This is a genomic window from Streptomyces sp. A 4/2, assembly GCF_940670765.1.
Lineage (GTDB): Bacteria > Actinomycetota > Actinomycetes > Streptomycetales > Streptomycetaceae > Streptomyces.
In genome coordinates, this window is sequence record NZ_CALNVW010000028.1 from 77,116 (window position 1) to 92,061 (window position 14,946).

Here is a 14,946-nt window from a genome sequence, read left to right on the forward strand (position 1 = left end):
CCGCAGCCCCGCACCGCCCGCACCACAGGAACACCCGCTCACCTGCACGTCCGCTCGACCTGAACATCCCGCACCGCCGCACCGCGCTCAGCTCTGCCCTGCCCTGAAACACCCGCTCACCGGCCGAACCGCCGAGGGGATCCGTCATGGCACCAGAACCACCGCTGCTCACGATGTCCGGCATCACCAAGTCGTTTCCCGGCGTCCGCGCCCTCGACGGCGTCGATCTCGAAGTCCTGGCCGGTGAAGTCCACTGCCTGCTCGGCCAGAACGGCGCGGGCAAGTCCACCCTCATCAAGGTGCTCGCCGGGGTCCACCAGCCCGACGGCGGGCAGATCACCTGGCGGGGCGAGCCGGTCGGGCTCCGATCGCCGATCGCCGCGATGCGCCTGGGCATCGCCACCATCTACCAGGAACTCGACCTCGTGGAAGGGCTGTCCGTCGCGGAGAACATCTTCCTCGGTCACGAGCCGACCACCGCGGGCTTCGTCGTACGGGGCGGCCGGGAGCGGGCCGGGGCCGCCACCCTCCTGAAGCGGCTCGGCCACACCGAGATCGACGCGGGCCGCCGCGTCGGCTCCCTCTCCGCCGCCCAGCAGCAGATCGTCTCCATGGCGCGCGCGCTCTCCCACGACGTACGGCTGATCGTGATGGACGAGCCGTCCGCCGCCCTCGACCCGGACGAGGTCGACAACCTGTTCCGTACCGTCGCCACCCTGACCGCCGACGGGGTCGCCGTCGTGTACATCTCCCACCGGCTGGAGGAGATCCGGCGCATCGGTGACCGGGTGACCGTTCTGAAGGACGGCCGGGCCGTAGCGGGCGGGCTGCCCGCCGAGGAGACCGCGACCCGCGACATCGTTGCCATGATGACCGGCCGCACGGTCGAGTACGTCTTTCCCGAGCGGCGCCGGGACAGGGGGAGTCCCGCCGGCCCGCCGGTGCTGCGCGTCGAAGGACTCACCAGGGCCGGGGAGTTCGCGCCCTTCGACCTGGAGATCGGGCCCGGCGAGATCGTCGGCCTGGCCGGGCTCGTCGGATCGGGGCGCTCCGAGGTCCTGGAGACGGTCTTCGGCGCGCGCAGGCCGGACGCGGGCCGGGTCCTCGTCGACGGGAAACCGCTGCGGCCCGGCAGCGTCCGCGCCGCCGTCCGCGCCGGTATCGGACTGGCCCCCGAGGAGCGCAAGGCACAGGCGCTGCTGATGCTGGAATCCGTCACCCGCAATGTGTCGGTCTCCTCGATGTCCCGCTTCTCCCGCGCGGGCTGGCTGGACCGCGGCGCCGAGCGCCGGGCGGCACAGGCCGCGACCCGTGAGCTGCACCTGCGTCCCGACAACCCCGACGCCCGCGTCCGTACCCTCTCCGGAGGCAACCAGCAGAAGGCCGTACTGGCCCGCTGGCTGTTGCGCGGCTGCCGGGTCCTGCTGCTGGACGAGCCCACCAGGGGCGTCGACGTCGGCGCCCGCGCCGAGCTCTACGCCGTGATCCGCAGGCTGGCCGACGAAGGGCTGGCCGTCCTCCTCGTATCGAGCGAAGTCCCCGAAGTGCTGGGCCTCGCCGACCGGGTGCTGGTGCTCCGCGAAGGGCGCGTCGTCCATGCGGCGGACGCCGGGGAGCTGGACGAGCACCGCGTACTCGACCTCGTGCTGGAAGGGAGCCCCACGCCATGACACAGCCCGCCTCACCCGCGCAGCAGGACAGCCCCGGCGCCACCGCGACGGCACGGCCCGGGAGCCGTGGACCCAGGGCGCCCCTGGGGCTGCGGCTCGACGTCCGCAATCTCTCCCTCCTCGGCGTCCTCGCCGTTCTCGTCGCGGTCGGCGGCTTCACCAGACCCGACGAGTTCCTGGCCACCAGCAACCTCCAACTGGTCCTCACCCAGGCCTCGGTCATCGGGGTGGTCACCGTCGGCATGACCTTCGTGATCACCAGCGGCGGCATCGATCTGTCGGTGGGCGCGGTCGTCGCGCTCGCGTCGGTCTGGGCCACGACCCTGGCCACCCAGGAGTACGGCTTCGTGGGCATCCTCTGCACCGCGATGCTGGTGGGGCTGGGCTGCGGACTCGTCAACGGCGTACTCATCGCCTACGGCGGGATGGTGCCGTTCATCGCCACCCTGGCGATGCTGGCTTCGGCCCGCGGACTCGCCCTGCAGATCACCGACGGCAAGACGCAGATCGTGACGGTCGGGCAGGTCCTCGATCTCGGGGTCCCCGACTCGTACGTCCTCGGGATCCCGCCGCTGGTGCTGTTCTTCGCCGGGGTCACCGTCGTCGGCTGGCTGGTGCTGAACCGTACGACCTTCGGGCGGCGGACCGTCGCGGTCGGCGGCAACGCGGAAGCGGCCCGGCTGGCCGGGATCGACGTACGCCGCCAGCGGCTCTACCTCTATCTGCTCTCCGGCCTGTGCTGCGGCATCGCCGCCTTCATGCTGATCGTCCTGTCCGGCTCGGGGCAGAACACCAACGGCAATCTCTACGAACTCGACGCCATCGCCGCCGCGATCATCGGCGGCACCCTGCTGAGCGGTGGCCGCGGCACCGTCGTCGGCTCGGTCCTCGGCGTCCTCGTCTTCACGACGATCACCAATATCTTCGCGCTCAACAACCTGCAGAGCGACGTCCAGCAGATCGCCAAGGGCGCGATCATCGTGGCCGCCGTACTGGTCCAGCGCCGTACCGCGCGCGACGGCGAGGCCTGACACCCGCACCCGTGCCGCCGTTCCACTCCTTTGCACGTCCACTCGAACGAAGGGGTTCGACCGTCATGCGACAAGACCCGGGAACCAGCCGCAGAGGAATGCTGTTCGGCGCCGCAGCCGTGTCGGCGACAGCCGTCCTCAGCGCCTGCACCAGCAACGAGCCGAAGGCGAAGGGCAAGGACACGGAGGTGAGCAGCCGCCCGGCCGCCGACGCGAAGCCGGGCAAGGCCGTCACCATCGGCTTCGCGGGCCCGCAGGCCGACCACGGCTGGCTCAACGCCATCAACGAGAACGCCACGTCACAGGCGAAGAAGTACTCCGACGTGACCCTGGAGGCCACCGAGGGCGCCAACGACACCGCGGCCCAGATCGGCCAGGTGCAGACCCTGATCAACAAGAAGGTCGATGTCCTGGTGATCCTGCCGGCCGACGGCAAGGCGCTCACCCAGGTCGGACTCCAGGCGATGAAGGCGGGCATCCCCGTCATCAACCTGGACCGGATCTTCGCCTCACCGCAGGCCTACCGCTGCTGGGTCGGCGGCGACAGCTACGGCATGGGTCTCAACGCGGGCCGCTACATCGGCGAGCAGCTGAAGGACAAGCCCGGCGCCAAGGTCATCGAACTGGCCGGGATCGACGGCCTGGAGCTGACCAAGCAGCGCACCCAGGGCTTCGACGACGCCCTGAAGAACTACCCGAACATCAAGAAGGTGGCCCGGCAGTCCGCCGACTTCACCGTGGAGTCCGGCCAGGCGAAGACGGCACAACTGCTCCAGGCGCAGAAGCACTTCGACGCGATGTGGAACCACGACGACGACCAGGGGGTGGGCGCCCTGCGCGCCATCGCGCAGGCGGGCCGCAAGGACTTCCTGATGGTCGGCGGTGCGGGCTCCCGGTCGGCGATGGACGCGATCAAGGCCGACAACTCGGTACTGAAGGCCACCGTCCTCTACCCGCCGAGCATGGCCGCCTCGGCCATCGACCTGGCGCGTGCGCTCGGCCAGGCCAAGGGCATCGGCGGGCTCTCCGAGCTGGAGATCCCGGCCTCGATCACGCTCTACTCGGCGGTCGTCACCAAGGACAACGTCGACCAGTACCTCCCGACGGGCTTCAGCTGACCGGACCGGCCGGGCGGCCCGCCGGGTGACCGATGTGTATGAGACCGATGAGGAGGATTCCGTATGGCTGCTGTCTCACGGGGGACGATCCCCGGACCCCCGGCCGGAGAAGGGGGCCGGAGCGGTGTGCCGACGCTCGGCGTCGGCATGGTCGGATACGCGTTCATGGGCGCCGCCCACTCCCAGGGGTGGCGCACCGCGGGCCGGGTCTTCGACCTGCCGATGCGACCGGTCATGGCGGCGGTCTGCGGCCGGGACGCGACCGCGGTACGGGCGGCGGCGGACCGGCACGGCTGGGCGGCGGCCGAGACCGACTGGCGGGACCTCGTCGCCCGCGACGACGTGCAGCTCGTCGACATCTGCACCCCCGGCGACAGCCACGCGGAGATCGCGACGGCGGCGCTGGCCGCGGGCAAGCACGTGCTGTGCGAGAAGCCGCTCGCCAATACGGTCGCCGAGGCGCAGGCCATGGTCCGGGCGGCCGAAATAGCGCGCCTGAACGGCCAGTTGGCGATGGTCGGCTTCAACTACCGGCGCGCTCCCGCCGTCGCGTACGGACGTCGGCTCGTCGCGGACGGACGGCTGGGCAGGCTGCGGCACGTACGCGTCAGCTACCTCCAGGACTGGCTCGTCGACCCGGAGTTCCCGCTGACCTGGCGGCTGAAGCGCGAGAGCGCCGGGTCGGGGGCGCTCGGTGATCTGGGCGCACACATCGTGGACCTGGCGCAGTACCTGGCGGGGGAGCGGCTGGCGGGCGTGTCGGCGCTGACCGAGACCTTCGTACGGGAGCGGCCCCTCCTCGACGGGGCCTCCAGCGGACTCTCCGGGGCCGGGAACGGGAAGGGGGCCGGGGCCGGGAACGGCACCGAGGCTGTCGGACGCGGTCCGGTCACCGTCGATGACGCGGCCGTGTTCACCGGGCGGTTCGCCTCGGGTGCGCTCGTCACCTTCGAGGCGACCCGGATGGCGGCCGGACACAAGAACGCGCTGCGCATCGAACTCAACGGTGAGCGCGGCTCTCTCACCTTCGAACTGGAACGGCTCAACGAACTGCTCTTCCACGACCACACGGAACCGGCTGTCTCGGCAGGTTTCCGGCGGATCCTCGTCACCGAGCCGGAACATCCCTACATGGCCGCCTGGTGGCCGCCCGGCCACGCGATCGGCTACGAACACACCTTCGTCCACCAGGCCCGCGACATGGTCGAGGCGATAGCCGCCGGGACCGACCCGTCGCCGTCCTTCGCCGACGGACTCCAGGTCCAGCGGGTGCTGGCGGCGGTGGAGGAGAGCGCGGCCAAGCGGGCCGTCTACACCCCCGTGAGCCCCGCGCCCGATCAGCCCGTGCCCGATCAGCTCGTGCCCGATCAGTCCGTACCGGAATAGGAGGTCAGGTATGCCGCGTCCCTTCACGCTCTTCACCGGCCAGTGGGCCGATCTGCCCCTGGCGGAGGTCTGCCGCCTCGCCCGCGACTTCGGCTACGACGGTCTCGAACTCGCCTGCTGGGGAGACCACTTCGAGGTCGACAAGGCGCTGCACGACCCCGGCTATCTCGACTCGCGGCGCCAACTGCTGGACAGCTACGGGCTCACGTGCTGGGCGGTCTCCAACCACCTGGTGGGCCAGGCCGTCTGCGACAGCATCATCGACGAGCGCCATCAGGCGATCCTGCCCGCCCGGATCTGGGGCGACGGGGACGGCGAGGGGGTACGCCGACGGGCGGCGCAGGAGATGAAGGACACCGCACGGGCCGCGGCGGCCTTCGGGGTGCGGACCGTCATCGGGTTCACCGGTTCGTCCATCTGGCACCTGCTGGCGATGTTCCCGCCCGTGCCGCCGCACATGATCGACCGCGGCTACCAGGACTTCGCCGAGCGCTGGAACCCGATTCTGGACGTCTTCGACGCCGAGGGGGTGCGCTTCGCCCACGAGGTGCACCCGAGCGAGATCGCGTACGACTACTGGACCACCCAGCTGGCGCTGGACGCCGTCGGCCACCGGCCCGCCTTCGGGCTGAACTTCGACCCCAGCCACTTCGTCTGGCAGGACCTCGACCCGGTCGGCTTCCTCCACGACTTCCGTGACCGGATCTACCACGTGGACTGCAAGGAGGCCCGTACCCGGCTGGACGGGCGCAACGGCAGGCTCGGCTCGCACCTGCCGTGGGGCGACCCGAGACGCGGCTGGGACTTCGTCTCGGCGGGGCACGGTGACGTCCCCTGGGAGGACGTCTTCCGGATGCTCAACTCCATCGGCTACCGGGGGCCGGTCTCGGTCGAGTGGGAGGACGCGGGGATGGACCGGCTGGCCGGTGCCCCGGAGGCGCTCACCCGGCTGAAGGCCTTCAACTTCGACCCGCCCACGGCGTCCTTCGACGCCGCCTTCGGGGGCGGCGCGTAAGGGCTGTCCCGCAAGCCCGACCCGGCCGGAGGTGCGGCAACCCGTAGCCCGGCGGCGGAAGAGCCGTCGCCGGGTCGGTGCCCGCTGCCCCGGAGCATCTTTGTCCTGCTGCTGGAGAAAGTTGACTTCGTTGCCGCGCAAGGGGTATCCGCCCCGGACGAACGCGGCTACCGTCCTTGAGGTGTACAGGACATGAATGAGGGCTCCGGAGTGACGGCGCACACCGGCAGCCACGGCCACCCACCCGTAGAACCGGTTCGTACCCGGAGGACACACGTGCACAGAAAACGGCTCAGAGCCCGGAAAGCACTCGCACTCCTCACCGGCGCACTGCTCACCGCGGCAACGCTCACCCTCACCGCCCCGAACGGCGCCTCGGCTGCCGACCCCGACACCCGCGTCGCACCGGCGGCCGAGGACTTCCAGCAGGTCACCCTGGCCAAGGGCGGGGAAGAGACCGGCGAACCCATGTCCCTCGCCGTGCTCCCCGACCGGAGCGTGCTGCACACCGCACGCAGCGGCGAACTACGGATCACCGACGCCGCGGGCAACACCCGGATCTCCGGCACCCTCCCCGTCTACAACCACGACGAGGAAGGACTCCAGGGCGTCGGCATCGACCCCGGATTCACCGAGAACCGTTTCATCTACCTCTACTACGCGCCCCCGCTGGACACCCCGGCCGGCGACGCGCCCGACAACGGCACCGCGGCCGACTTCGCGAAGTTCGACGGCGTGAACCGGCTCTCCCGTTTCGTACTCAAGACGGACGGCACCCTCGACAGCGCCAGCGAGAAGAAGATCCTCGACGTCCCGACCAGCCGCGGCATCTGCTGCCACGTCGGCGGTGACATCGACTTCGACGCCCAGGGAAACCTGTACCTCTCGACCGGTGACGACTCCAACCCCTTCGCCTCCGACGGCTTCACCCCCATCGACGAGCGGCCCGACCGCAACCCCGCGTACGACGCACGGCGCTCCGCGGGCAACACCAACGACCTGCGGGGCAAGATCCTCCGGATCAAGGTCGAGGACGACGCGTCGTACTCGATCCCGGACGGGAACCTCTTCCCCGTGGGCACGGACAAGACCCGCCCGGAGATCTACGCCATGGGCTTCCGCAACCCCTTCCGGTTCAGCGTCGACAAGGCCACCGGCATCGTGTACGTCGGTGACTACGGGCCCGACGCGGGCGCCGCCGACCCGAAGCGCGGTCCGGCCGGACAGGTCGAGTTCGCCCGGGTCACCAAGGCGGGGAACTTCGGCTGGCCGTTCTGCACCGGCAAGAACGACCCCTATGTCGACTACGACTTCGCGACCGGCACCTCGGGTGCCACCTTCGACTGCGCGGCCCCGAAGAACACCTCGCCGCACAACACCGGACTGACCGACCTGCCGCCCGCGCAGGAGGCCTGGATCCCGTACGACGGCGGGTCCGTGCCCGAGTTCGGCGACGGCTCCGAGTCCCCGATGGGCGGGCCCGTCTACCACTACGACGCGAACCTCGACTCGCCGGTCAAATTCCCGCAGGCCTACGACGGCGACTTCTTCGCCGGTGAGTTCGGCCGCCGCTGGATCAAGCGCATCACTTCGTCCGACGACGGCACCGTCCAGTCCATCAACCCCATTCCGTGGACCGGCACCCAGGTGATGGACATGGCCTTCGGGCCGGACGGCGCGCTGTACGTCCTCGACTACGGAACCTCCTGGTTCGGCGGGGACGAGAACACCGGGCTCTACCGCATCGAGAACGCCACCGGCGGCCACTCGCCCGTCGCCGAGGCATCGGCGAGCAAGACCTCCGGCACGGCGCCGCTGCGCACCACCTTCTCCTCGGCGGGCACCACCGACGCCGACGGCGACGCCCTCACCTACAGCTGGGACTTCGGCGACGGCGGCACCTCCACCGAGGCCGATCCCACCCACACGTACAAACAGAACGGCACCTACACCGCCACCGTCACCGCCGAGGACCCCACCGGGCGCACCGGTTCGGCGAGCGCCCACGTCACGGTCGGCAACACCGCGCCGAAGGTGACGCTGGACCTGCCCGGTGACGGGCAGCTGTTCACCTTCGGCGACGAGGTCCCGTTCAAGGTGACCGTCACCGACCCGGAGGACGGCGCGATCGACTGCGCCAAGGTCGAGGTGCGGTTCATCCTGGGCCACGACAGCCACGGCCACCCCATCACCACCGCCAACGGCTGCTCCGGCACCATCAAGACCGCGATCGACGGCGGGCACGACCCCAACGCCAATGTGTTCGGGGTCATCGACGCCTCGTACACCGACGGCGGGGGCGGCGGCCAGGCCGCGCTCACCGGCCACGACCAGGCCCAGCTCCAGCCCAGGCACCGGCAGGCGGAGCACTTCACCGGCTCCTCCGGCATCACGATCCAGGAGAAGGCCGGTGCCGAGGGCGGCAAGACGGTCGGTGACATCCAGAACGGCGACTGGATCTCCTTCAAGCCGTACATCCTGGACGGCTCCACCAAGCTCACCGCGAGAATCGCCTCCGGCGGCTCGGGCGGCTTCCTCGAAGTACGGACCGGCTCGGCCACGGGGCAACTGCTCGGCTCCGCACCGGTCCCGGTGACCGGCAGCTGGGACACCTTCCAGGACATCGACGTACCGCTGCGCGGCGTACCGAAGAAGGCCACCGAACTCTTCCTGGTCTTCAAGGGCGGCGACGGGGCGCTCTACGACGTCGACGACTTCGAGATCTCCAGCACCCCGGTGGACCGGACGGCCAAACGGGTCCTGGTCTTCTCCAAGACCGCCGGGTTCCGCCACGACGCCATCCCCGACGGCATCGCGGCGCTCAAGGAACTCGGCAAGGGCAGCAACATCACCGTCGACGCGACCGAGGAGGCCGGCCAGTTCACCACCAGCAACCTCGCCCGCTACGACGCGGTGGTCTTCCTCTCCACCACCGGTGACGTCCTCGACGCCGACCAGCAGAAGGCGTTCGAGAACTACATCACCACCGGCGGCGGCTACCTGGGCGTGCACGCCGCGGCCGACACCGAGTACGACTGGCCGTTCTACGGCGGGCTCGTGGGCGCCTACTTCGACTCGCACCCGCAGATCCAGCCGGTGACGGTACGCGTCGAGGACCGCACCAACCCGGCGACCGCGCACCTCGGTGACAGCTGGGAGCGCACCGACGAGCTGTACAACTACCGCACCAACCCGCGCAAGCAGACCCACGTCCTGGCCACCCTGGACGAGACCACCTACACCGGCGGCACCATGAAGGGCGATCACCCGATCGCCTGGTGCCAGACCTACCAGGGCGGGCGGTCCTTCTACACCGGGCTCGGCCACACCAAGGAGTCCTACGCCGACCCGGCCTTCCGCCAGCACCTCCTCGGCGGACTGCGCTACGCCGCAGGGCAGGTCAAGGCGGACTGCAAGCCGGAAACCGGCTACCGCACGATCTTCAACGGCAAGACCCTGGACGGCTGGAAGCAGGCGGGGCCGGGGAAGTTCGACGTCGTCGACGGTGAACTGCGCTCCGACGGTGGCATGGGGCTCCTCACCTACCAGGCGAAGGAACTCGGCTCCTACTCGCTGAAACTCGACTGGAAGATGACCGGCGACGACAACTCGGGTGTCTTCGTGGGCTTCCCCGAGTCCGACGACCCCTGGTCGGCCGTCGACAACGGCTACGAGGTGCAGATCGACGCCACCGACGCCCCCGACCGCACCACCGGAGCCGTCTACACGTTCAAGTCGGCGGACCTGAAGGCCCGTGACCGGGTGCTCAGGCCGCCCGGCCAGTGGAACACCTACGAGATCCGGGTGGCGGGGGAGCGGCTCACCGTCTTCCTCAACGGGGTGAAGATCAACGACTTCACCAACACCGACCCGGCGCGCAGCCTGAAGGACGGCTACATCGGCATCCAGAACCACAGCTCCGACGACCACGTGTCCTTCCGGGACATCCAGCTCAAGGAGCTGCCGCCGCCGGTGGCGTGACGCCGCGGCCAACAGCCGGCGGCGGGCGGGGAGACGCCGAATCCCCGCCCGCCGCCCTCCACCAGCACCCAGCCAGGGAGGCAGTCCGTGACAGCACGGCCCGCACGCACCGGAGTCTGGTTCATCGGAGCACGTGGCTCAGTGGCCACCACCGCGGTAGCGGGGTGTGCGGCGGTCACCGCAGGGCTCCACCCGGCGACCGGGATGGTCACCGAGACACCGCCGTTCGTCCCGGCGGGGCTTCCGCCGCTCGCCTCCCTGGTCTTCGGCGGCCACGACACGGCTAGCTGCCCGCTGCCGAAGCGGGCCGAGGCGCTGGCCGAGGGAGGGGTACTGCCGCACGGGCTGCCGTCGGCCGTGCGCAGTGAACTGGCCGCCGCGGACCGGGAGATCAGGCCCGGCGGCCCGCTCCCCGGCGACACCCGCACCGACGAGGAACTCGTCACCGCTTTCGCCGCCGACCTCACGGCCTTCGTGCGGAGCCAGGACCTGGCCCGCGCGGTGGTCGTCAACGTGTCCTCCACCGAACCGGCCCCCGGTCCGGACGATCCCCGCCTGCCCGCCAGCTCCCTCTACGCGGCGGCTGCCCTCCGGGCCGGTTGCCCGTACGTCAACTTCACCCCGTCCACCGGCCTGCGCACCCCGGCCCTGGCGGTCGCCGCCGGAGCGAGCGGACTGCCGTACGCGGGGCGCGACGGGAAGACCGGCCAGACCCTGCTCCGCTCGGTCCTGGCGCCGATGTTCGCCCAGCGCGCGCTGTCCGTACGCGCCTGGTCGGGCAGCAATCTCCTCGGCGGCGGCGACGGCGCGGCCCTCGCCGATCCGGCTGCCGCCGCCGCGAAGAACGCGGGCAAGGAACGGGTCCTCACGGACACCCTGGGCGCGGCCCCCGAGGGGGAGGTGCACATCGACGACGTGCCCGTGCTCGGCGACTGGAAGACGGCCTGGGACCACATCGCCTTCGACGGTTTCCTCGGCACCCGCATGGTCCTCCAGACGATCTGGCAGGGCTGCGACTCGGCGCTCGCGGCGCCGCTGGTGCTGGACCTGGCCCGGCTGGTGGCTCGCGCCCACGAGGCGGGCCTCTCCGGGCCGCTGCCCGCACTCGGCTTCTACTTCAAGGATCCCGACGGGGGTCCGGCCGCCCTCTCCGAGCAGTACGGGCGACTCCTTGCCTTCGCCGAGCGGCTCGGGGAGGGCGCGCTCGTGGAGCAACCGCTCGGTGAGGACTCGCTCGGTGAGGATCCCCTCGTGGAGCAACCGCTCATGGAGCAACCGCTCGGGGGCGACCGACTGCCTGCTGATCGGGTGTCTGCCGGTCACCTGTCTGCCGATGGTGCGCGGGAAGGCCGGTGAAGCCGGGCGCCTGGGCCGAACTGCTGCGGATCTCGGCCCTGTTCACGGTCCCCGGCGACGCCCTGGCCGGAGCCGCGGCGGCAGGGCTGCGTCCCGGCCGTGGCACGGCGTACGCCGTCGGGGCCTCGCTCTGCCTGTACGAGGCGGGGATGGCACTCAACGACTGGGCGGACCGTGCGGAGGACGCCATCGACCGTCCGCACCGCCCGATCCCCTCGGGTCGCGTCACGCCGCGGGCGGCGCTGGCGACGGCGGGCGCCCTGACTGCGGCGGGCCTGGCCCTGTCCGCCCGTGCGGGCCGCCCCGCGCTGGCTGTGGCCACGGCGCTCGCGGGAACGGTCTGGGCCTACGACCTGAAGCTGAAGCACACACCGGCGGGTCCCGCGGCCATGGCGGCGGCCCGAGCGCTGGACCTGATGCTGGGCGCGACGGCGACGGCGACGGCGACGGGTCGGGCGGGTCCGGCGCGCCCGGGGGAGGCCCACGGCACCCGCCGGGCGCGTCACGCCTGGGGGGCGGCTGCACTGCTCGCCACGCACACCTACGCCGTGACCTCGGTGTCCCGGCACGAGACACACGGCGGTTCGACGGCCGTGCCGATCGCCGCGCTCGCGGCCACGGTGGCGCTGGGCTGCGCTGCGGTACGGAGCGGAGGCGCCTCGGCTCCGACCGCCACCACCACCGCCACCGCCTCGGCCGTCACCGCCGCCGGATATCTCGGCACCGCCGCCAAGCCCTACCTCCACGCCGCCCTCAACCCCTCCCCGGCGCTCACCCAGCAGGCGGTGGGCGGCGGCATCCGGGCCATGATCCCGCTCCAGTCAGCCCTCGCCGCCAGGGCAGGCGCCCCCGGCACCGCTGCGGCCCTGCTCGCCCTCGCCCCGCTCGCCCGCACCCTCGCACGGAAGGTGAGCCCCACATGAGCCTCCGCCTCGGATACGGCACCAACGGCCTCACCGACCTGCGGATCGACGACGCACTGGGCCTCCTCGCCGATCTCGGCTACGACGGCGTCGGGCTGACTCTCGACCACATGCACCTCGACCCCGTCGCCCCCGGTCTCGGTGTCCGCACCCGGCAGTTGGCGCGCACCCTCGATCGGCTCGGTCTGGGCGTCACCGTCGAGACCGGCGCCCGCTACGTACTCGATCCGCGACGCAAACACGGTCCGTCCCTCCTCGAACCGGACCCGGACGACCGTGACGTCCGGGTCCGGATGCTGGTACGGGCCGTGCAGGTCGCCGCCGACCTGGGCGCCCACGCCGTGCACTGCTTCAGCGGGACCCTGCCGCCCGGGACCGGCCGGGACGCGGCATGGCAGCGCCTCGCTCAGGCGCTCACCCCCGTCCTGGACGCCGCGCGCTCCGCCGGCGTACCGCTCGCCGTCGAACCCGAACCAGGCCATCTCCTCTCCTGCCTCGCCGACTTCCATCACCTCCGCCGCACCCTCGGCGACCCGGAACCCCTCGGGCTCACCCTCGACATCGGACACTGTCAGTGTCTGGAACCGGCCCCGCCCGCCGACTGCGTCCGCGAAGCCGGCCCCTGGCTGCGGCACATCCAGATCGAGGACATGCGCCGAGGCGTCCACGAACACCTTCCGTTCGGCGAGGGCGAGATCGACTTCCCGCCCGTGCTCGAAGCGATCGCCGACTCCGGCTACCAGGGCCTGACCGTCGTCGAACTGCCCCGCCACTCCCACGCGGGCCCCGAACTGGCCCGTACCTCCCTCGACTTCCTCCGTGCGGCCCGGCCACAGGCACCGGCCCGGACACAGGCAAAGCCACAGACACAGGCAAAGCCACAGACACAGGCAAAGCCACAGACACAGGCCCGGACACAGGGCCAGCCACAAACGCAGGCGCGCCCGCGGGGCCGGAAGGAGATCCCCACATGCTGACGACGCCCCTGACGACGCCCCTGATGACCCCTCTGATGACCCGCCAGGATCTGCTCGCACAGCTCTCCCCGGCATCCGGTGCCTGGCTGGGCGGGGCCGTTGCCGATGCCGAACAGCGCACGGCGGAATGGGAGGTGGGATTCGCCGCAGCAGGGCGCGCGTGCGGACCTGAGCACGCCGACGCCGTACGCGTCCTCCTCCTCACCGCGGCCCGCACCGACCCCGCCACCCTCACCCGCCTCTACCAGCAGGGCTCGGCAGCCGAACGCCGCGCCGTACTCCTCGCCCTGCCGTACCTCGGCCTCGCACCCGGCGACGGAACCCCACTGATCCAGGACGCGCTGCGCGCCAACGACACCCGGCTGGTCGCCGCGGCCGTCGGTCCGTACGCCACCGCCCACCTGGACCCGCACGCCTGGCGGCACGCCGTACTCAAGTGCCTCTTCACCGGGGTCCCCGTGAGCGCCGTGCACGGCCTGGACAGCCGCGCCCGTGGTGACGCCGAACTGGCCCGCATGCTCGCCGACTACGCCGCCGAGCGCGCCGCAGCGGGCCGCGACATCCCCGTGGATCTCCACCGCGCACTGGCCCTGACCGCAGAGGAGCAGCAGATCTGATGCGTATCTTCGACCCCCACATCCATATGACCTCCCGGACCACCGACGACTACCAGGCCATGCACGAAGCAGGCGTACGCGCCCTGGTGGAACCCGCCTTCTGGCTGGGCCAGCCCCGCACGGCGCCGGAGAGCTTCTACGACTACTTCGACGCGCTCATCGGCTGGGAGCCCTTCCGCGCCGCGCAGTACGGCATCGCCCACCACTGCACGATCGCCCTCAACCCCAAAGAGGCCAACGACCCCCGCTGCACCCCGGTCCTCGACGAACTGCCCCGCTATCTCCGCAAGGACCAGGTCGTCGCCGTCGGTGAGATCGGCTACGACTCCATGACACCCGCCGAGGACACCGCGCTCGCCGCCCAGCTCCAACTGGCCGCCGACCACGGGCTCCCCGCCCTGGTCCACACCCCGCACCGCGACAAACTCGCGGGCCTGCACCGCACCATCGACGTCGTCCATGAATCGGACCTTCCCCCGGACCGTGTCCTGCTGGATCACCTCAATGAGACGACCGTAGCGGACGCCACTGACAGCGGCTGCTGGCTCGGCTTCTCGATCTACCCCGACACCAAGATGGACGAGGACCGGATGGTCAGCGTCCTGCAGACCTACGGAACCGGGAAGATCCTGGTCAACTCGGCGGCGGACTGGGGAAAGAGCGACCCGCTCACCACCCGCCGGGTTGCCGTGGCCATGCTGAAGGCGGGCTTCACCGAGGACGACGTCGACCAGGTCCTGTGGCGGAACCCGGTCGCGTTCTACGGCCTCAGCGGCCGTCTCCAGCTCGATGTCCCCGACGCCGCGGGCGCACCGGCCACGCACGAGGGCAACTCCGTCCTCCGCGGCGCCCCGAGGACCGGGGACTGAGCC

The 14,946-nt window shown here is 71.1% G+C and carries 11 protein-coding genes; all 11 read left to right on the top strand.

Features of this window, described 5'->3' with window-relative positions; translation table 11 throughout:
- Nucleotides 1–146 precede the first annotated feature (146 nt).
- The 11 genes from NBY69_RS21355 to NBY69_RS21405 all read left to right on the top strand — a co-directional run bounded on the left by NBY69_RS21355 (nucleotide 147) and on the right by NBY69_RS21405 (nucleotide 14,943).
- Nucleotides 147–1,670, top strand: a complete 1,524-nt coding sequence (locus NBY69_RS21355; RefSeq protein ID WP_250302712.1) for a sugar ABC transporter ATP-binding protein — start codon at nucleotides 147–149, stop codon at nucleotides 1,668–1,670.
- The gene (locus NBY69_RS21360) at nucleotides 1,667–2,701 is read left to right on the top strand and encodes an ABC transporter permease (protein WP_250302713.1); all 1,035 of its coding nucleotides are present in this window, start codon (nucleotides 1,667–1,669) and stop codon (nucleotides 2,699–2,701) included. The genes NBY69_RS21355 and NBY69_RS21360 overlap by 4 nt, the downstream gene beginning before the upstream one ends.
- A gap of 65 nt (nucleotides 2,702–2,766) precedes the next feature.
- On the top strand, nucleotides 2,767–3,819 hold the full coding sequence (locus tag NBY69_RS21365) for a substrate-binding domain-containing protein (protein ID WP_250302715.1): 1,053 nt from the start codon (nucleotides 2,767–2,769) through the stop codon (nucleotides 3,817–3,819).
- A gap of 63 nt (nucleotides 3,820–3,882) precedes the next feature.
- Nucleotides 3,883–5,205, top strand: a complete 1,323-nt coding sequence (locus NBY69_RS21370) for a Gfo/Idh/MocA family protein (protein ID WP_374211314.1) — start codon at nucleotides 3,883–3,885, stop codon at nucleotides 5,203–5,205.
- 10 nt (nucleotides 5,206–5,215) lie between these two features.
- Entirely contained in the window at nucleotides 5,216–6,220 is a 1,005-nt protein-coding gene (locus NBY69_RS21375) for a sugar phosphate isomerase/epimerase (RefSeq protein ID WP_250302717.1), read from the top strand.
- Nucleotides 6,221–6,412: 192 nt separating this feature from the next.
- Complete coding sequence (locus tag NBY69_RS21380; RefSeq protein ID WP_308409495.1) at nucleotides 6,413–10,201, top strand: ThuA domain-containing protein; 3,789 nt, start codon at nucleotides 6,413–6,415, stop codon at nucleotides 10,199–10,201.
- An 87-nt stretch (nucleotides 10,202–10,288) separates the two neighbouring features.
- On the top strand, nucleotides 10,289–11,557 hold the full coding sequence (locus NBY69_RS21385; protein ID WP_250302720.1) for an inositol-3-phosphate synthase: 1,269 nt from the start codon (nucleotides 10,289–10,291) through the stop codon (nucleotides 11,555–11,557).
- Nucleotides 11,554–12,480 carry an SCO3242 family prenyltransferase gene (locus NBY69_RS21390; protein WP_250302722.1) on the top strand — a complete coding sequence of 309 codons (927 nt, stop codon included), beginning with the start codon at nucleotides 11,554–11,556 and terminating at the stop codon, nucleotides 12,478–12,480. The genes NBY69_RS21385 and NBY69_RS21390 overlap by 4 nt, the downstream gene beginning before the upstream one ends.
- A complete protein-coding gene (locus NBY69_RS21395) occupies nucleotides 12,477–13,457 on the top strand; it encodes a TIM barrel protein (protein ID WP_250302723.1) in 981 nt (326 codons plus the stop codon). Before NBY69_RS21390 ends, NBY69_RS21395 begins: the two co-directional genes overlap by 4 nt.
- A complete protein-coding gene (locus NBY69_RS21400; protein WP_308409496.1) occupies nucleotides 13,451–14,074 on the top strand; it encodes an EboA domain-containing protein in 624 nt (207 codons plus the stop codon). Before NBY69_RS21395 ends, NBY69_RS21400 begins: the two co-directional genes overlap by 7 nt.
- Nucleotides 14,074–14,943, top strand: a complete 870-nt coding sequence (locus tag NBY69_RS21405; RefSeq protein WP_250302724.1) for a TatD family hydrolase — start codon at nucleotides 14,074–14,076, stop codon at nucleotides 14,941–14,943. Before NBY69_RS21400 ends, NBY69_RS21405 begins: the two co-directional genes overlap by 1 nt.
- Nucleotides 14,944–14,946: the final 3 nt, after the last annotated feature.